At 37.1% G+C, this 18005-nt stretch carries 19 protein-coding genes; 17 read left to right on the top strand and 2 right to left on the bottom strand.

All coding sequences use genetic code 11. The features are described from left to right. Positions 1 to 48: 48 nt before the first annotated feature. Entirely contained in the window at positions 49 to 1116 is a 1068-nt protein-coding gene (locus tag KPL75_RS08645; protein WP_219920366.1) for an AI-2E family transporter, read from the top strand. Between the two features lie 38 nt (positions 1117 to 1154). On the opposite strand, the gene KPL75_RS08640 is transcribed toward KPL75_RS08645, so the two are convergent. Further along, positions 1155 to 1499, bottom strand: a complete 345-nt coding sequence (locus tag KPL75_RS08640) for a PH domain-containing protein (RefSeq protein WP_219920365.1) — start codon at positions 1497 to 1499, stop codon at positions 1155 to 1157. A 497-nt stretch (positions 1500 to 1996) separates the two neighbouring features. On the opposite strand from KPL75_RS08640, the gene alaS reads away from it, so the two are divergent. The 12 genes from alaS to KPL75_RS08580 all read left to right on the top strand — a co-directional run bounded on the left by alaS (position 1997) and on the right by KPL75_RS08580 (position 14095). Next, positions 1997 to 4639, top strand: coding sequence for an alanine--tRNA ligase (alaS, locus tag KPL75_RS08635; RefSeq protein WP_219920364.1), 2643 nt, complete (start codon positions 1997 to 1999; stop codon positions 4637 to 4639). Positions 4640 to 4717: 78 nt separating this feature from the next. Next, entirely contained in the window at positions 4718 to 4984 is a 267-nt protein-coding gene (locus tag KPL75_RS08630; RefSeq protein WP_000348590.1) for an IreB family regulatory phosphoprotein, read from the top strand. Between the two features lie 3 nt (positions 4985 to 4987). Next, a complete protein-coding gene (ruvX, locus tag KPL75_RS08625; protein WP_001221204.1) occupies positions 4988 to 5401 on the top strand; it encodes a Holliday junction resolvase RuvX in 414 nt (137 codons plus the stop codon). A 12-nt stretch (positions 5402 to 5413) separates the two neighbouring features. Then, positions 5414 to 5695: a DUF1292 domain-containing protein gene (locus KPL75_RS08620; protein ID WP_219920363.1), complete on the top strand. Its 282-nt coding sequence runs from the start codon at positions 5414 to 5416 to the stop codon at positions 5693 to 5695. Positions 5696 to 5914: 219 nt separating this feature from the next. After that, positions 5915 to 6985: an endolytic transglycosylase MltG gene (gene mltG / locus KPL75_RS08615; RefSeq protein ID WP_219920362.1), complete on the top strand. Its 1071-nt coding sequence runs from the start codon at positions 5915 to 5917 to the stop codon at positions 6983 to 6985. Positions 6986 to 7200: 215 nt separating this feature from the next. Beyond that, positions 7201 to 7842 carry an O-methyltransferase gene (locus KPL75_RS08610; protein ID WP_219920361.1) on the top strand — a complete coding sequence of 214 codons (642 nt, stop codon included), beginning with the start codon at positions 7201 to 7203 and terminating at the stop codon, positions 7840 to 7842. Positions 7843 to 7849: 7 nt separating this feature from the next. Continuing rightward, positions 7850 to 8779 (top strand): peptidase U32 family protein, encoded by a 930-nt coding sequence (locus KPL75_RS08605; RefSeq protein WP_219920360.1) that lies wholly within the window; start codon positions 7850 to 7852, stop codon positions 8777 to 8779. Positions 8780 to 8797: 18 nt separating this feature from the next. Continuing rightward, positions 8798 to 10078, top strand: a complete 1281-nt coding sequence (locus KPL75_RS08600; protein WP_002111968.1) for a peptidase U32 family protein — start codon at positions 8798 to 8800, stop codon at positions 10076 to 10078. 17 nt (positions 10079 to 10095) lie between these two features. After that, positions 10096 to 10734, top strand: a complete 639-nt coding sequence (gene udk, locus KPL75_RS08595; protein WP_002145642.1) for a uridine kinase — start codon at positions 10096 to 10098, stop codon at positions 10732 to 10734. 277 nt (positions 10735 to 11011) lie between these two features. Then, positions 11012 to 11488, top strand: coding sequence for a transcription elongation factor GreA (gene greA, locus KPL75_RS08590; RefSeq protein WP_131232081.1), 477 nt, complete (start codon positions 11012 to 11014; stop codon positions 11486 to 11488). Positions 11489 to 11579: 91 nt separating this feature from the next. After that, on the top strand, positions 11580 to 13331 hold the full coding sequence (locus tag KPL75_RS08585) for a peptidoglycan D,D-transpeptidase FtsI family protein (RefSeq protein WP_219920359.1): 1752 nt from the start codon (positions 11580 to 11582) through the stop codon (positions 13329 to 13331). A 116-nt stretch (positions 13332 to 13447) separates the two neighbouring features. Further along, positions 13448 to 14095 carry a YrrS family protein gene (locus KPL75_RS08580; protein WP_219920358.1) on the top strand — a complete coding sequence of 216 codons (648 nt, stop codon included), beginning with the start codon at positions 13448 to 13450 and terminating at the stop codon, positions 14093 to 14095. Between the two features lie 34 nt (positions 14096 to 14129). Here KPL75_RS08580 and KPL75_RS08575 read toward each other — a convergent pair whose 3' ends face one another. Beyond that, positions 14130 to 14345, bottom strand: a complete 216-nt coding sequence (locus KPL75_RS08575) for a YrzA family protein (protein WP_090977026.1) — start codon at positions 14343 to 14345, stop codon at positions 14130 to 14132. A gap of 136 nt (positions 14346 to 14481) precedes the next feature. On the opposite strand from KPL75_RS08575, the gene KPL75_RS08570 reads away from it, so the two are divergent. The 4 genes from KPL75_RS08570 to KPL75_RS08555 all read left to right on the top strand — a co-directional run bounded on the left by KPL75_RS08570 (position 14482) and on the right by KPL75_RS08555 (position 17973). Continuing rightward, the gene (locus KPL75_RS08570; protein WP_219303571.1) at positions 14482 to 15120 is read left to right on the top strand and encodes a class I SAM-dependent DNA methyltransferase; all 639 of its coding nucleotides are present in this window, start codon (positions 14482 to 14484) and stop codon (positions 15118 to 15120) included. A gap of 14 nt (positions 15121 to 15134) precedes the next feature. After that, positions 15135 to 15830: a 5'-methylthioadenosine/S-adenosylhomocysteine nucleosidase gene (gene mtnN, locus KPL75_RS08565; RefSeq protein WP_002088741.1), complete on the top strand. Its 696-nt coding sequence runs from the start codon at positions 15135 to 15137 to the stop codon at positions 15828 to 15830. An 82-nt stretch (positions 15831 to 15912) separates the two neighbouring features. Then, a complete protein-coding gene (locus tag KPL75_RS08560; protein WP_219920357.1) occupies positions 15913 to 16836 on the top strand; it encodes an O-acetylserine dependent cystathionine beta-synthase in 924 nt (307 codons plus the stop codon). Positions 16837 to 16839: 3 nt separating this feature from the next. Continuing rightward, positions 16840 to 17973: a bifunctional cystathionine gamma-lyase/homocysteine desulfhydrase gene (locus KPL75_RS08555; RefSeq protein WP_219920356.1), complete on the top strand. Its 1134-nt coding sequence runs from the start codon at positions 16840 to 16842 to the stop codon at positions 17971 to 17973. The last annotated feature ends 32 nt before the right edge of the window (positions 17974 to 18005 follow it).

Below are 18005 nucleotides of genomic sequence, written 5' to 3'. Positions count from 1 at the left end.
TAACCTAACCTATTTATTTTCAAAATAAAGGTGGAGGAGGTTTTTCGTGTGAAGAATCTTAAAATTATTTGGATATATCGTTTAGGATTATTGTTACTCGTTTTTCTTTGTTTGCTTGTCTTTTTAAAAATTAAGCCATTATGGGCACCGATTATTTTTGTATTTAAAGTGGCAATTACACCGTTTCTTATCGCGTGTTTCATTGCGTACTTATTGCATCCTTTAATTGAAAAAATCCATAAAGAAGGGATGCCTCGCACACTTGCCATTTTGCTCATTTACGTACTTTTCTTCGGCGGGATTGGCTATGGAATTTATAAAGGAACGCCAATTGTTATTAAGCAGTTGCAAGAGATTAATGAACAATTTCCGCAGTTTACAAAAATGTACGATTCTTGGATGGATGGGGTAACGGAACAAACAGCGAATTTCCCATCATTTATTCATGAAAAGGTGAAACAAATTTTTGGTGGTGTAGAAACGAAGATCCAAGCGCTTTTAAATAAAGTCATGAGCACAGCTCGTGGTGTACTGGATTCGTTACTCATTATTTTCTTAATTCCATTCATTGTATTTTACATATTAAAAGATTACGGTGAGTTTTATCATATCTTTTGGAAATTAGTTCCGAGTAAGTGGCGTGGTACGGGTCAAATGCTTGCGAAAGAAATTGATAAATCACTCGGAAGTTATATTCGAGGACAGTTATTTGTTTGCTTAGTATTAGGGGGAGTATCTGTTCTTTCTTTTTGGTTTATCGGTATGAAATATCCATTGCTGCTCGGCATTATTATTGGGGTAACGGATATAATCCCGTACTTTGGTCCTATTTTAGGGGCGATTCCCACGTTGATGATTGCGGCAACGGTATCAACGAGCTTACTCATTAAGGCGGGGATTACAATTGCTATTTTGCAATTTTTGGAAAGTAACATTTTATCTCCTTACATCGTTGGTAAGTCGCTTCGTATGCACCCTGTGATCATTATGCTTGCATTACTAGTTGGAGGAGAAGTGGCAGGAATTGTAGGATTATTAATATCAGTTCCTGTTTTAGCTGTCATTCGTACAGTGATTGTTCATGTAAGGCCTCTTTGGAAAAAAGAAGATGTGTAATATAAAAGCCCTCTACTTATAAAAGTAGAGGGCTATAATTATTTAGAGAGTTGCTCGTGTATTTGTTGAACGAGAGAGCTTACATCATTTGTTTGAATATGTTTTATTTTTTTCCATTCCGTATCATACATAAATACAATTTGATTGCTGAAAAGATGCTTCTGTTCTTTTAGATTAAAAATGTTTGCGAAAGAGTACTCTTCAAATATTGGGTTTTTGCTTACGTCAGGGCCATAAAAGAAGAGCCTTTTGTTCGTTAAGATTAACAGTCCTGGCCTTGCGACGGAACGGTATATAAATATATTTAATGAGCATGCTGCATAAAAAAGGATTTTTTCATCAGTTGTTAACATTTCTTTAGCTTGATTCAATAAAGTTGTCATTGTAATCGCTCCTTTATTGTTAATAATTTAAGTGTAACAAATAATGTAATATTTAGAAAAATGTATAAAGTATTTTTTGTGAGGCGATTCCTATTTAGTAATAAATGCATAATATATTTAAAGGCTGTTAAGAATGAACAGTAGAATAACTATGAGTAATAAGTAATTGATACAATATAAATGATTATCTACATTGACAAACTTAAGAGAATTCTATTATATTTAGTCATATAATACATTAAATCAATGACGGAACAAGTACGTTACAGTCCATTTGTAGAGAGAAGCTTCCACTGGCTGAAAGGAGCTTTAAATGAAGGGTAACAGAAAGCTAATCCTGAGAGCAGCTAATCACTGCCGTCTTGCCACGTTACGGCACCATGAGGTGATGAATTGATTGTTATAATAATCAATTCATAATTAGGGTGGTATTCGCGAGTTAACTCTCGTCCCTTTTATAGGGGCGGGAGTTTTTTATATTTAAGGAGGAAAATACAATGAAACAACTAACAGGCGCACAAATTCGTCAAATGTTTTTAGACTTTTTCCAAGAAAAAGGACATGCAGTAGAACCTAGTGCATCACTAGTTCCACATGAAGATCCATCTCTTCTATGGATTAACAGTGGTGTAGCAACATTAAAGAAATATTTTGACGGACGTGTAATCCCGCAAAACCCACGTATTACAAATGCACAAAAATCAATTCGTACAAACGATATTGAAAACGTTGGGAAAACGGCTCGTCACCATACATTCTTTGAAATGTTAGGGAACTTCTCAATCGGTGATTACTTCAAAGAAGAAGCAATTACTTGGGCTTGGGAATTTCTAACGAGTGACAAGTGGATCGGATTCGATAAAGAATTACTATCTGTTACAATTCATCCAGAAGATGAAGAAGCATTCACGATTTGGAATGAGAAAATGGGTGTTCCAAAAGAACGCATCATCCGTTTAGAAGAAAACTTCTGGGATATCGGTGAAGGACCAAGTGGACCGAATACAGAGATTTTCTATGACCGCGGTGAAGCTTACGGTAATGACTTTAGTGACCCAGAATTATATCCGGGCGGAGAAAACGAGCGTTACTTAGAAGTATGGAACCTTGTATTCTCTCAATTTAATCATAACCCAGACGGTTCATATACGCCGCTTCCTAAGAAAAACATCGATACAGGGATGGGTCTAGAGCGTATGACATCTATCGTTCAAGATGTACCTACGAACTTTGATACAGATCTATTCATGCCGATGATTGGTGCAACAGAATCAATTTCTGGTGAGAAATATCGTAATGGCGATTTAGAAAAAGATATGGCGTTTAAAGTAATTGCTGACCATATCCGTACAGTAACATTCGCTGTTGGTGACGGTGCTCTTCCATCTAACGAAGGCCGTGGTTATGTATTACGTCGTTTATTACGCCGCGCTGTTCGTTATTCTAAGAAATTAAATATCAACCGTCCATTCATGTTTGAATTAGTACCGGTTGTTGGAGAAGTAATGAAAGACTTCTATCCAGAAGTACTTGAAAAGAAAGATTTCATCGCAAAAGTTGTGAAGAATGAAGAAGAGCGTTTCCATGAAACACTTCATGATGGTGAATCAATTTTAGCTGAAGTAATTGCAAAAGCGAAAGAAGAAGAAACAACTGTTATTTCTGGCGTGGATGCGTTCCGTCTATACGACACGTACGGTTTCCCGATTGAATTAACAGAAGAATATGCAGAAGAAGCTGGTATGACAGTTGATCAAGCAGGCTTTGAAAATGAAATGGAGAAACAACGTGAGCGTGCACGTGCTGCTCGTCAAGACGTTGACTCTATGCAAGTTCAAGGCGGTGTACTTGGTGAAGTTAAAGTAGCGAGCGAATTCGTTGGTTACGGTACAGTTGCAACAGAAAGTAATGTTGTTGCACTTGTGAAAAATGGTGAGTACACAGATAGCCTACAAGCAGGTGAAGAAGGACAATTAATGCTTGATGTAACGCCATTCTACGCTGAGAGCGGTGGGCAAATTGCAGACCGTGGTTACCTTCTTGCTGATGGCGTGAAAGTTGTTGTAAAAGATGTACAAAAAGCACCAAATGGTCAAAACTTACACAAAGTAGTTGTGGAAGAAGGTACATTAACGAAAGATGCGGCTGTAAAAGCTGTTATCGATACGAAAAACCGTAGTAGCGTTGTGAAAAACCATACAACAACTCACTTACTACACCAAGCGTTAAAAGATGTACTTGGAACACACGTTAACCAAGCAGGTTCTCTTGTAACTTCTGAACGTTTACGCTTTGACTTCTCTCACTTCGGTCAAGTACAAGCTGACGAATTAGAAAAAATTGAGCGTATCGTAAACGAGAAAATTTGGGAAAGTATTAACGTTGAGATTTCTCAAAAATCAATCGAAGAAGCGAAAGAAATGGGCGCAATGGCATTATTCGGTGAAAAATACGGAGATGTTGTACGCGTTGTACAAGTAGGCGATTACAGCTTAGAACTTTGCGGTGGTTGTCACGTTGATAACACAGCTTCTATCGGTATTTTCAAAATTGTTGCCGAGTCTGGTATCGGTGCAGGAACACGTCGTATTGAGGCGGTAACTGGTAAATCTGCATATGAATTAATGAACGATCAAGTAGGTTTATTAAAAGAAGCAGCAGGAAAAATGAAAACAAATCCGAAAGATATTTTAACAAGAGTAGATGGTTTATTTGCTGAAGTAAAACAACTTCAAAAAGAAAACGAATCTCTTGCTGCGAAATTAAGCAATATCGAAGCTGGAAACTTAACTGATTCAGTAATGACAGTTGATGGCGTGAACGTATTAGCGGCGAAAGTAAATGTTGCAGATATGAACAACTTACGTACAATGATGGACGACCTTAAAAATAAATTAGAGTCTGCAGTTGTTGTATTAGCGTCTGTAAATGACGATAAAGTAAATATTTTAGCTGGCGTAACGAAAGATTTAATTAGTCAAGGTTACCATGCAGGTAAACTTGTGAAAGAAGTAGCTTCTCGTTGTGGAGGCGGCGGTGGTGGCCGTCCTGACATGGCTCAAGCAGGTGGTAAAAACCCAGCGCAAGTAGAGGAAGCTTTAGCATTTGTACAAGAGTACGTTAAATCTGTTTCAAAATAAAGAGATAGTAGTGTACAATGGTAGGGAGAGGAGAAGTTCTTCTCCCTATACTTACTACTTACAAGTGAGGTGCTTGAAATGGACGGTTTTGATAAAACAATGAAGTTTAGCATTCAAGATGAAAAACAGAGTGTCCATGTAAATGATGTACTTTTAACTGTGTATGATGCACTTCAAGAAAAAGGTTATAATCCGATTAACCAAATCGTCGGTTATTTATTAAGTGGAGACCCAGCATACATACCTCGCCATAAAGATGCACGAAGCATCATTCGCAAGCTTGAACGTGATGAGTTGATTGAAGAGCTTGTGAAGTCTTACTTGAAACATCATCGTGAGGAGTAGTTTATGCGGATATTAGGTTTAGATGTTGGTACTAAAACAGTCGGTGTTGCAATGAGCGATGAAATGGGCTGGACAGCACAAGGACTGGAAACAATCAGGATTAACGAAGAACGAGGCCACTTTGGTTTTGATCGTATTTCTGAGTTAGTAAAACAGTACAATGTGGACAAAATAGTAGTGGGTTTACCTAAAAATATGAATGGTACAATTGGCCCGCGTGGTGAAGCGTGCCAGCAATTTGCAGAAAACCTGCGAAATCTGTTACAATTAGAAGTTGTAATGTGGGACGAGCGTTTGTCGACGATGGCAGCGGAACGTCTGCTCATTTCAGCTGATGTAAGCCGTAAGAAGCGAAAACAGGTAATCGATAAGATGGCTGCAGTCGTAATCTTACAAGGATTTTTAGATAGTAAATAAGAGGTGACCAAAATGGAAGAAAATCAAATTACAATTGTAGACGAAAAAGGAAACGAACATTTATGTGAAATTATTTTCACTTTTGATGCTGAAAAATTCGGCAAAAAATCATACGTAGTCTTCTCTCCAATCGGTGAAGTAGACGAAGATGGAGACCAAATCTTCGATGCAATGGCATACGAGCAAAGTGAAGACGAGGGCGGAACATTACTTTCAATTGAATCTGAAGAAGAGTGGGAAATGGTACAAGAAATGTTTAACACTCTTGCTGATGAGCAAGAAGAAGAAGAATAAGTACTGAAAAGATGGACGACATACAGTCCATCTTTTTTTGTATTTATATGTAAAATGAAAGATTTTTTGTCGAAACTGTGTAAGTCTTTGTAGTATAATGAGACGGATTGTAGAAAAATAAAGTGTCTATTAAAAAGATAAGTGAATTTGTTGCGTTTTTACATCGTGCTGTATAGAAAGGTGTACATACGGTCTACAATTAAGTAAGGAGGAAATGTTTTGATAGAGAATCAAGTGAAAAAGAAGCGTAGACGCATCTTTTTATTTTCGATTATTGCACTGCTTTTAGTTTGTGGTTCAGTCTATGCGTATATTTTATCGGCATTAGGACCGGTTGATAGCGGGGATAAAAAAGAGATCGAGGTAGAAATTCCGAAAGGATCATCTACAAGTAAAATTGGAGAAATTTTAGAAGAAAAAGGTGCTGTGAAAAACGGTACAGTTTTTAGTTTTTATACAAAGGCTAAATCGAAAAGTTTACAAGCAGGTACATATTTATTAAATCCTTCGATGGATGCTAAAGATGTTATCGAACAAATGTCATCTGGCAACGTGCATCGCCCAGCTCTTTATAAAGTGACGATCAAAGAAGGGGCGCAAATAACTGAAATTGCAGAAACGATTGCGGCAGAACTAAAGTGGAATAAAGATGATGTTACGCGTCAATTAAACGATAAAGCATTTATTCAAAAAATGCAGCAAAAGTATCCGAAGTTATTAACGGATAAAATCTTTGATAGTAATATTAAATACCCATTAGAAGGTTATTTATATCCTGCGACGTACTCATTCTATAAGAAAGATACGACGCTAGAGGAAATTGTAATTCCAATGCTAGAGAAAACAAATGCAATCATTGTTCAAAATGAGGCGAAAATGAAAGCGAAGAACTGGGATGTTCATCAACTTCTCACGTTGTCTTCACTTATTGAAGAAGAGGCCACTGGCTTTACTGATCGCCAGAAAATCTCTAGTGTTTTCTATAATCGTTTAGCGAAAGGTATGCCGCTTCAAACGGATCCGACGGTATTATACGCGCTTGGAAAGCATAAACAACGTGTATTATACGAAGACTTGAAAGTAAACTCACCGTACAATACGTATGTTGTGAAAGGATTGCCGGTTGGACCGATTGCAAACTCTGGTAAACATTCAGTGGAAGCAGCGTTAGATCCTGCGCAAACAGATTATTATTATTTCTTAGCTGCACCAAGTGGTGAAGTGTATTATGCGAAAACATTAGAAGAACATAATGCATTAAAGCAAAAATACATTACGAAAAAACAGTGAAATGGGGAGGGGTAGCGAAAAAAGTCGCACATCCCTCTTTTTTATGGTAAAATATATCGGGTTAAAAACTGGCAGAAGAATCGTTTTTAATATCAAAACGGGACGTACAAACTAAGGGTGAAACTGGCTTGTATTTTTATTGCATTCTATGTGTGAAAAGACAAAGGTTGACGCGTCATAGAGGCACTTCTCCATGTAAATAAGGAGGACCAATTATGGAGGATGCAGTTAACGAGTACCTATTATCATTTATTGATCCAAAAGATAAATTAATTCTTGAAATGGAAGAGTATGCAACTGAAAACCATGTGCCGATTATGGATCGACTTGGGATGGAATTTATGCTGCAATTTTTACGTTTAATTGGACCGGAAAGTATTTTAGAACTTGGAACAGCAATCGGTTATTCTAGTATTCGTATGATGCAAGCTATTCCGAACTCTCGCATTGTGACAGTAGAGCGCAATCGTGAACGATATGAAAAGGCACTTGAATATATAGAACGTTCCTCGGTAACAGACCGTATTTCTGTTATTTACGGTGATGCTTTAGAAACGGGCGAACAAGTGAAAGAACATGGAACATTTGATGTTATTTTTATTGATGCAGCGAAAGGGCAGTATCGTCGCTTTTTTGACTTATACGAACCGTTATTAAATCCTGGTGGCGTTATTATTTCAGATAACGTTATGTACCATGGTCTTGTAACGACAAAAGAGAAAATTGAAAATAGACGTACGCGTGGTTTGATTCGTCGTATTAAGACGTACAATGAATGGCTTATGAACCATGAAGGATATGATACAACGATTTTCCCAATTGGCGATGGAGTGGCTGTAAGTAAAAAGAGAGGGTGACAAAAGTATGAAGAAACCTGAATTGTTAGTAACGCCTAGAGCGGTGGCGGATATTGAACCTCTTGTGAAAGCAGGGGCAGATGCAGTAATGGTTGGTGAACAAAAGTTTGGTTTACGTTTGGCAGGAGAGTTTTCACGTGAAGATGTGAAACAAGCTGTAAACATTGCACATGAAAATGGTGTGAAAGTATACGTTGCAATGAATGCGATGTTCCACAATGATAAAGTGGAAGAATTAACGGACTACGTTGCCTTTTTAAATGAGGTAAATGTAGATGCAATTGTTTTCGGAGATCCAGCGGTATTAATGGCTGTTCGTGAAGTTGCACCAAATATGCAACTTCACTGGAATACAGAAACGACAGCAACAAACTGGTTTACTTGTAACTATTGGGGGCAAAGAGGGGCGAAACGTGCTGTATTAGCTCGTGAGCTTAGCTTAGATGAAATTGCTGAATTAAAAGAAAATGCTGAAGTGGAACTTGAAGTGCAAATTCACGGTATGACTTGTATGTTCCAATCGAAGCGTTCACTAGTAGGAAACTACTTTGAATATCAAGGGCGTAATCTCGACATCGAAAAGAAAAAGTATGAAGAGAATATGTTCTTATACGACCCAGAACGTAATAACAAATATCCAATTTATGAAGATGAAAATGGTACTCACATTATGAGTCCGAATGATATTTGTTTCATCGATGAGTTAGAGGAACTAATCGATGCTGAAGTCGATAGCTTAAAAATTGATGGTGTCCTAAAAAGTTCTGAATACATTGTTGAGGTAACGAAGAAATATCGTAAGGCGATTGATTTATGTGTAGAAGATCGTGATGCGTATTATGACGTGAAAGATGATTTATTGAAAGAGATAGAAGAAATACAACCGGTAAATCGTCCGTTAGATACAGGATTCTTCTTTAAAGAAACGGTTTACTAAACGAGGAGGGTGTAGGAAATGACTGTACAAGAAATTTCACGAGTGATCGATGGCAAACGCGTTATTGTGAAAAAACCTGAACTGTTAATCCCTGCGGGTAACTTAGAAAAATTAAAAGTAGCTATCCATTACGGGGCAGATGCTGTATATTTAGGTGGACAAGAATTTGGTCTTCGTTCTAATGCAGGTAACTTTACGCTGGAAGACATGGCAGAAGGCGTTGAATTTGCAAAGAAATATGGAGCAAAAATATACGTAACAACAAATATTTTTGCGCATAATGAAAATATGGATGGGCTAGAGGAATATTTAAAAGGGATTGAAAAAGCTGGCGTAACGGGAATTATCGTTGCCGATCCGCTTATTATTGAGACATGTAAACGTGTGGCGCCTTCTGTTGAGGTGCATTTAAGTACACAACAATCACTATCCAACTGGAAAGCAGCACAGTATTGGAAAGAAGAAGGTTTACATCGTCTTGTATTAGCTCGTGAAGCAAGCTATGAAGAAATGAAAGAAATTAAAGAAAAAGTTGATATTGAAATTGAAGCATTCGTCCATGGTGCAATGTGTATCGCGTATTCAGGGAGATGTACATTAAGTAACCATATGACAGCGCGTGACTCTAACCGTGGTGGTTGTTGTCAATCTTGCCGCTGGGATTATGATTTAGTTCAAACGGTATCACAACATAAAGATGCAAAAGAGCTTCCTCTATTCCAAGAAGAAGACGCTCACTTTGCGATGAGCCCAAAAGATTTAAATTTAATCTTATCAATTCCGAAAATGATTGAAATTGGAATTGATAGCTTAAAAGTTGAAGGACGTATGAAATCTATCCATTACGTAGCGACTGTAGCAACTGTATATCGTAAAGTAATTGATGCATATTGTGCGGATCCAGATAACTTTGAGTTTAAACAAGAATGGTTAGATGAACTTGATAAATGTGCAAATCGTGATACAGCTCCTGCATTCTTTGAAGGGGTTCCAGGACATCAAGAGCAAATGTTTGGAAATCATAGTAAGAAAACAACGTATGATTTTGCTGGTTTAGTGTTAGATTATAATGAAGAAACGGGCATCGTAACGCTTGAGCAACGTAATCACTTCAAACCAGGACATGAAGTGGAGTTCTTTGGGCCAGAAATAGAAAACTTTACGCAGACGGTGGAGAAAATTTGGGATGAGGATGGAAACGAATTAGATGCAGCGAGACATCCGTTGCAAATCGTGAAATTCAAAGTGGATCAACCAGTGTATGTGAATAATATGATGCGCAAAAACATACTTCAATAAGAAAGAGTGGTAGTCGAATGGGGACGAATAAGCCTGTTGTAATTGGAATCGCTGGTGGTTCAGGATCAGGAAAAACAAGTGTAACGAAAGCGATTTTTGACCATTTTAAAGGTCATTCCATTTTAATCTTGGAGCAAGATTATTATTACAAAGATCAAAGCCATTTACCAATGGAAGAACGTTTAAAAACAAATTACGATCATCCGTTAGCGTTTGATAATGATTTGTTAATTGACCATTTGCAGCAGTTGCTTGCATATGAGCAAGTGGAAAAGCCTATATATGACTATACAGTGCATACGCGTTCAGAAAAAATTATTCCAGTTGAGCCGAAAGATGTAATTATTTTAGAAGGAATTCTTATTTTAGAAGACCCACGTCTTTGTGAGTTAATGGATATTAAGGTGTTCGTTGATACAGATGCGGACCTTCGTATTTTACGCCGCATGCAGCGCGATATTGAAGAGCGCGGTCGTACAATGGATTCAGTTATTGACCAATACGTAAACGTTGTACGCCCAATGCATAATCAATTTATTGAGCCTTCTAAGAAATTCGCGGATATTATTATCCCTGAAGGTGGACAAAATCATGTTGCAATTGATATTATGGTTACAAAAATTGCAACAATTCTTGAACAAAAAGTAAATTTGTAATAGCATAGTAAAAGATATACGATAGGAAGGGATTTTTTCCCTTCTTATCGAATACAATGAAACATGAAACCTCACCTACCAATAGGTGAGGGCATATTTATATCAACTTTCCATACATACCTTCTTTATATAAGGAAGAATTGGAGAATAAGGGGTTGTATGTGACAACTCCACTAGTGCACGTGTGCTAGAAACCTCCGCTATATATAAGCGGAGGAGTTTTCATATGGAACTCCTCTTTTTTTCAGGGGATTGGTATATAAAAGGAGTGGAAAACATGGCAACAGAAAAAACATACCCTATGACGCAAGAGGGTAAGCAAAAACTAGAGAACGAAGTTGAACAATTAAAGACAGTAAGACGTAAAGAAGTTGTAGAGCGTATTAAAATCGCACGTAGCTTCGGAGATCTTTCTGAGAACTCTGAGTACGATGCAGCGAAAGATGAGCAAGCATTCGTTGAAGGGCGTATTACACAACTAGAAAATATGATTCGTAACGCAGTTATCATTCAAGATAATGGTGAAGAGTCTACAGTTGTAACATTAGGTAAAACAGTAACATTTAAAGAGTTACCAGGTGGAGACGAAGAAGCGTACACAATCGTAGGTAGCGCAGAAGCTGATCCATTTGAAGGAAGAATTTCTAACGATTCTCCAATCGCAAAAAGCTTATTAGGTAAGCAAATTGGTGAGAAGGTAGCAATCCAAACACCGGGCGGAGAAATGCAAGTAGAGATTATCTCTGTAAAATAACGTAAAAATCACTCGTGTTAAAACGAGTGATTTTTTATTTGTATAAAAGGTGAAATACCTCGTCTAAACTACAATAGACGAGGTGTTTTTTATGAAAATGAAACGGAGAATTATAATTGTTTTAATTTGTTTTATGGGTGTGATTTTTTTATTACTTTGTCGTTTAATCCAAATACAGATTATAGATACGGAATCATTTACTGATCGAAACATCAATTTGATTGAAAAAAGTGTTACGCAACGAACACAATCACTTACAGTAGATAATGGAAGAGGGCATTTTACAGATCGAAATGGTAAGGAAATTGGTGAAGAGAAATATCCAGTCTTAATTGTTTTTCCATTTTTACAAATAAAAAATGACATGTTAGAGAAAATTGCGCATATCATTGGTGTGTCGAGACAAGAGATAAGACTGCAAATGAAAAATAAGAATCAAGCATTTATATTAAGAAGGGGGAATATCCCATTTCAATTAACGCTCGAGCAAATGGAGAAGGTAAATCAATTAGATATTTTAGGTATTGTAGCAGCAGAAGTTCGACTGAAGCAAACGGGAGAGGCAAATCATTTAATTGGTGATGTGGGAGAGAATGAACAGGAATTTCAAAAGCGTTATGGAGAAATGAAAAAAACTTCGAAACAAACGCCAATTGGTATTTCGGGATTGCAACAATCATTTGATGAATTTTTACTGACTGATGGAGAAGCGAAAGTACTATATCAAGTGGATCGACAAGGAGAACCGATTTTCGGGAAACAGGCGAAATACACTTCACCAGGAAATCCATTTTATCCAGTTACTATTCAAACAACAATACATAAAACGTTGCAACGACGAGCGGAGAGGATTATAGATGAAAATGGAATAAAAAAAGGTGGGTTAGTATTACTAGACATAAAGAATAGTGAAGTTTTAGCAATGGTAAGTAAGCCTTCTTTACAGATGAACGATAAGAGGATATATAAAGCTACACTTGAAAATCAAATGTTAACTCCTCATTTTCCGGGGTCTGTTTTTAAAACAGTAGTTGCAGCAGCAGTAATTGATGAGAATTTGGTGCGGTTTAATCGTACATTTAACTGTAATACGGATTTATACGGTGAAAATCTTCCACAAGTTATGATGGGGTCATTAAACTTTAAGGAAAGCTTTGCTAGTAGCTGTAATCGAACGTTTGCTGTATTAGGTGATGAACTAATGCAAAAGGATAGGGACGTATTAGAAACGTATTTAGAGGCCTTAGGAGCAAGTAAGAAGGTAGGATGGAAAGGTCCGGTATTTCATACACCGGAATTTGAGCAATTGCCAGAAGAAAAGAGTGCTATTATTTGGGGGAGCGAAGAAAATAAAGATAGTAGAAAAGCGATTGCTCAAACGATGGTCGGACAAAAAAATGTGCGTGTGTCACCTCTAGCTATAGCGAATATGATGGCGACAATTGCTAGAGGCGGGGAGAAGATGGAAGTGAAAGCTGTGAAAAAAATAGTGTATAAAAATGGAAGCGACTTTTTTACATTTGAAAATCATAAATTAAATGGGAAACAGCTTTCTTATGAAACGATGAAAAAATTACAACAGTTGTTAAGAGGCGTTGTAACGATGGAGAAAGGAACGGGAACCGCATTCCGTTCGTTGCCACTAACTGTCGCTGGAAAATCTGGGACGGCACAAACAGGAAAAGGAGAGAAGGTGAATCGCTGGTTCGCAGGTTATTTTCCATATGAAAACCCAAGATATGCTTTAGTTGTAGTTGATATAGAAACAGATAATGTAAATGTAGTTACACCAGCTTTTGCAGAAATGGTAGAAGCAATTCATCAATTAGAAATTGAAAAGTAATCTTGCAATTATTTATGAAATGTTTTCATTTCGTGAAAATATTATTGTAAATGTTCAACCTTTCTAGATTTAATGTTACAATAGCAAGTATGAAAAACTGCATGGAGGTTTGAAGAATGGCAGGAGGATCTAGATTCCAACAGAAACAACAAAAACGTCGTCAAAACGGTGTTTTAAATATTGCGATTGCTATTGTATTAGTAGCAGTAGCTATTGTAGCATATCAATTGTTTGTTCCTGGTACAAAAGAGCAAGCGTCTTCTAGTGATAAAAAAGTAACTCAGCAAACAACAAAAGAGAATAAAGCTGAGAAAGCTAAAGGTAAAGAAGAGACGAAGAAGAACGAGCAAGAGAAAACAGAGGCTAAGAAGAAGGAAGAAGAGAAGCTAAAGGCTGAAGAAGAAAAGAAAAAAGCTGAAGAGGAAGCGAAAGCTAACGAGAAAGTAACAGCTGAAAAAACACAGCCAAAGGCAACAGATGCGTATACGAAATCCTCTTGGAAGCCAGTAGGTACGCAGCAAGGAGCAACACCTGCGATGACGTTTAAAAAAGGTACAGCAGATTGGAATGAAATGAATCAAGCGATTTCCACTGCAATTGACGTTCCAGTAGAGCAATTAGTTATTCATAGAATCGGAAATAACGGTAAGAATAAAGCGTACGGTAATGTCCAAGATAAGCAATCAGGTAAAAAATATTATGTAAATATTGATTGGGTAGACAATGAGGGCTGGAAACCAGTACTCGTTCAAACTCTAAACTAAAAAAGAGAGGCTCTTATGAGCTTCTCTTTTTTAGTTAGCGTAATTTCTTTAATTTAAAATGAACAATCGCACTATAATAAGGTCTTTTGCTTTCAGGATCCATAACCATTTGATGCGAGATGTGATGAACTTCAAGCATAAGTGCTTTATTATTATCGATTTGTTCACTAATTTTTCGTTCTAAAGAAGCTAAGTCCCCCGCTTCAAAAAATTCTACTTTATCTTCTAACATTTCAAAGGTAAATGACATGAAGACGCCCCCTCTCCTATGTAATCACCTATAGTGTAACAAAGAAAAGAAGGAAATACTACGTACATTTCAATTGACATTTTTAGAAAGAGGGAATATCATACTGATAAAACCGATAAGAAAAAGGGGAATTTTTATGGGAACAGAATTTAATGGTTTATTTGATGAATGGGCTCATACGTACGACTCATTTGTACAAGGCGAAGACATACAATATAAAGAAGTTTTCGCCCGTTATGAGGACATTTTAGAGGATGTAGTTAACAAGTCATTTGGCAACGTATTAGAATTCGGTGTTGGTACTGGCAATTTAACAAATAAATTATTACTTGCTGGTCGCACAGTTTACGGTATAGAACCGTCACGCGAAATGCGTACTATTGCAAAAGAGAAATTACCAAAAGAGTTTTCAATTACAGAGGGTGATTTTCTTTCATTTGAAGTCCCAAATTCAATCGATACTATTGTGAGCACTTACGCATTTCATCATTTAATAGATGAAGAAAAAGACGTAGCAATTGCGAAGTATAGTCAATTGCTAAACAAAGGTGGTAAAATAGTGTTTGCTGATACGATATTTGCAGATCAAGATGCATATGATAAAACTGTCGAAGTAGCAAAACAAAGAGGTTTTCATCAGTTAGCAAACGATTTGCAAACAGAATACTATACACGTATTCCGATCATGCAATCTATTTTTGAAAACAATGGCTTCCACGTAACGTTTACGAGATTAAATCATTTCGTTTGGGTAATGGAGGCAACTAAGCAATAGAAAGAGGGATTAGATTGAGAATTGCTGTAATTGGAGCAATGGAAGAAGAAGTACGTATTTTACGTGACAAACTAGAACAAGCAGAAACAGAAACTGTTGCAGGTTGTGAATTTACGAAAGGGCTATTGGCAGGACATGAAGTAATCTTGCTAAAGTCTGGTATTGGTAAAGTAAATGCAGCGATGTCAACGACAATTTTATTAGAAAGATATAAACCTGAAAAAGTAATCAACACTGGTTCAGCTGGTGGATTCCATCATTCTTTAAATGTTGGAGATGTGGTTATTTCAACAGAAGTTCGTCACCATGACGTAGATGTAACAGCATTTAACTACGAATATGGTCAAGTGCCAGGAATGCCACCTGGATTTAAAGCTGATGAGGCATTAGTTGCATTAGCTGAGAAATGTATGCAGGCAGAAGAAAATATTCAAGTCGTAAAAGGTATGATTGCAACAGGCGATTCATTTATGAGTGATCCGAACCGTGTTGCAGCAATTCGTGATAAATTTGAAGATCTTTATGCAGTAGAAATGGAAGCTGCAGCTGTTGCACAAGTATGCCACCAATATGAAGTTCCGTTTGTTATTATTCGTGCACTTTCTGATATTGCTGGTAAAGAATCAAATGTTTCATTTGATCAATTTTTAGATCAAGCAGCACTTCATTCTACAAACTTTATCGTAAAAGTACTAGAAGAGTTAAAGTAATGTAACAAAAAGGCAACTGTCTCATATAAAGAAAATACATACAGTTGCCTTTTCTTTATTGGCAAATAAGGGGGAGAACACGATGAATGTATATCGTGGAGTTCATGAGTTGATTGGTCATACACCAATCGTGGAAATTACTCGTTTTTCACTTCCAGAAGGAGTCCGTTTATTTGCAAAGCTTGAATTTTACAACCCAGGCGGAAGCGTTAAGGATCGTTTAGGAAGAGAATTAATCGAAGATGCGTTAGAAAAAGGGCTTGTTACCCAGGGCGGAACAATTATTGAACCGACGGCTGGAAATACTGGCATTGGACTGGCACTTGCAGCGTTACAACATGATTTACGCGTCATCGTTTGTGTACCAGAGAAATTTAGTATTGAAAAGCAAGAATTAATGAAAGCGCTAGGTGCAACGGTTGTGCATACACCGACTGAGCAAGGAATGACCGGCGCAATTGCAAAAGCAAAAGAATTAGTAAAGGAAATACCAAATTCTTACTCTCCAAGTCAGTTTGCTAATGAAGCAAACCCACGTGCTTATTTCAAAACACTAGGTCCTGAACTTTGGTCGGCACTGAATGGAGAGATTAACATATTTGTTGCGGGTGCAGGAACTGGCGGTACGTTTATGGGAACTGCGTCTTATTTAAAAGAAAAAAATATTGATATTAAAACGGTGATTGTAGAACCAGAAGGATCTATTTTAAATGGCGGCAAAGCTGGTTCACATGAAACAGAAGGCATTGGTCTTGAATTCATTCCACCATTTTTAAAAACATCTTATTTTGATGAAATTCATACGATTTCTGATCGAAATGCATTTTTACGTGTAAAAGAATTGGCACAAAAGGAAGGCCTTCTCGTTGGGAGCTCTTCAGGGGCGGCATTTCATGCGAGCTTACTTGAGGCAGAGAAAGCAGCACCAGGTACAAATATTGTAACGATTTTTCCTGATAGTAGTGAGCGCTATTTAAGTAAAGACATATACAAAGGATGGGAATAAAAAATGAGAGCAAAGACAAAGTTAATTCATGGTATTCGCATAGGAGAACCTTCAACTGGATCTGTAAACGTACCGATCTATCAAACAAGTACGTATAAACAAGAAGCAGTTGGTAAGCATCAAGGATATGAATATTCACGTACAGGCAACCCAACACGTGCAGCTTTAGAAGAAATGATTGCCGTATTAGAAAACGGTCATGCTGGATTTGCATTTGGTTCAGGAATGGCTGCTATTACAGCGACAATTATGTTGTTCTCAAAAGGTGATCATGTCATTTTAACAGATGATGTTTATGGCGGAACGTACCGTGTTATTACGAAAGTATTAAACCGCTTCGGTATTGAGCATACATTTGTAGATACAACAAACCTAGAGGAAGTTGTAGAAGCGATTCGTCCAAATACGAAAGCAATTTATGTAGAAACACCAACGAACCCATTACTAAAAATTACTGATATTAAGAAAATATCTACTCTTGCTAAAGAGAAAGATTTATTAACAATTATTGATAACACATTCATGACGCCATATTGGCAGTCGCCAATCTCTTTAGGAGCAGATATTGTACTTCATAGTGCAACGAAATATTTAGGAGGACATAGTGACGTAGTTGCAGGCCTAGTGGTTGTAAATAGCCCGCAACTGGCAGAAGACCTTCATTTCGTGCAAAACTCAACAGGAGGTATTCTTGGCCCACAAGATAGCTTCTTACTACTTCGCGGTTTAAAAACATTAGGAATTCGTATGGAAGAACATGAAATAAATTCACGCGCCATTGCTGAATTCTTAAATAACCATCCAAAAGTAAATAAAGTATATTATCCAGGTCTTGAATCACATCAAAACCATGAATTAGCAACAGAGCAGGCGAATGGATTTGGTGCTATCATCTCATTTGATGTAGATAGTGAGGAAACATTAAATAAAGTACTTGAGAAACTGCAATACTTTACACTTGCTGAAAGTTTAGGAGCAGTAGAAAGTTTAATTTCTATCCCGTCTCAAATGACACATGCATCCATCCCAGCAGATCGCCGTAAAGAATTAGGAATTACAGATACATTAATTCGAATCTCTGTTGGTATTGAAGATGGAGAAGATTTAATTGAAGATTTAGCACAAGCACTAGCATAATAAAAATGCACTGCTAATATAGAGCAGTGCAT

Origin of the sequence: Bacillus sp. NP247 (genome assembly GCF_018966865.1) — a bacterium.
In the GTDB taxonomy this organism is placed as follows: domain Bacteria; phylum Bacillota; class Bacilli; order Bacillales; family Bacillaceae_G; genus Bacillus_A.
The sequence above is the reverse complement of the archived record's forward strand: the minus strand, read 5'-3'. Positions and strand labels throughout refer to the sequence as shown.

Bases quoted from the DNA above. Each gene is read 5' to 3' on its own strand.
- KPL75_RS08585 (WP_219920359.1), top strand. From the start codon at position 11,580: ATGAAAATGAAACGGAGAATTATAATTGTTTTAATTTGTTTTATGGGT.
- KPL75_RS08570 (WP_219303571.1), top strand. From the start codon at position 14,482: ATGGGAACAGAATTTAATGGTTTATTTGATGAATGGGCTCATACGTAC.
- KPL75_RS08640 (WP_219920365.1), bottom strand. From the start codon at position 1,499: ATGACAACTTTATTGAATCAAGCTAAAGAAATGTTAACAACTGATGAA.
- KPL75_RS08620 (WP_219920363.1), top strand. From the start codon at position 5,414: ATGGAAGAAAATCAAATTACAATTGTAGACGAAAAAGGAAACGAACAT.
- KPL75_RS08610 (WP_219920361.1), top strand. From the start codon at position 7,201: ATGGAGGATGCAGTTAACGAGTACCTATTATCATTTATTGATCCAAAA.
- greA (WP_131232081.1), top strand. From the start codon at position 11,012: ATGGCAACAGAAAAAACATACCCTATGACGCAAGAGGGTAAGCAAAAA.
- KPL75_RS08575 (WP_090977026.1), bottom strand. From the start codon at position 14,345: ATGTCATTTACCTTTGAAATGTTAGAAGATAAAGTAGAATTTTTTGAA.
- alaS (WP_219920364.1), top strand. From the start codon at position 1,997: ATGAAACAACTAACAGGCGCACAAATTCGTCAAATGTTTTTAGACTTT.
- KPL75_RS08555 (WP_219920356.1), top strand. From the start codon at position 16,840: ATGAGAGCAAAGACAAAGTTAATTCATGGTATTCGCATAGGAGAACCT.
- KPL75_RS08560 (WP_219920357.1), top strand. From the start codon at position 15,913: ATGAATGTATATCGTGGAGTTCATGAGTTGATTGGTCATACACCAATC.
- KPL75_RS08580 (WP_219920358.1), top strand. From the start codon at position 13,448: ATGGCAGGAGGATCTAGATTCCAACAGAAACAACAAAAACGTCGTCAA.
- udk (WP_002145642.1), top strand. From the start codon at position 10,096: ATGGGGACGAATAAGCCTGTTGTAATTGGAATCGCTGGTGGTTCAGGA.
- ruvX (WP_001221204.1), top strand. From the start codon at position 4,988: ATGCGGATATTAGGTTTAGATGTTGGTACTAAAACAGTCGGTGTTGCA.
- KPL75_RS08630 (WP_000348590.1), top strand. From the start codon at position 4,718: ATGGACGGTTTTGATAAAACAATGAAGTTTAGCATTCAAGATGAAAAA.
- KPL75_RS08600 (WP_002111968.1), top strand. From the start codon at position 8,798: ATGACTGTACAAGAAATTTCACGAGTGATCGATGGCAAACGCGTTATT.
- KPL75_RS08605 (WP_219920360.1), top strand. From the start codon at position 7,850: ATGAAGAAACCTGAATTGTTAGTAACGCCTAGAGCGGTGGCGGATATT.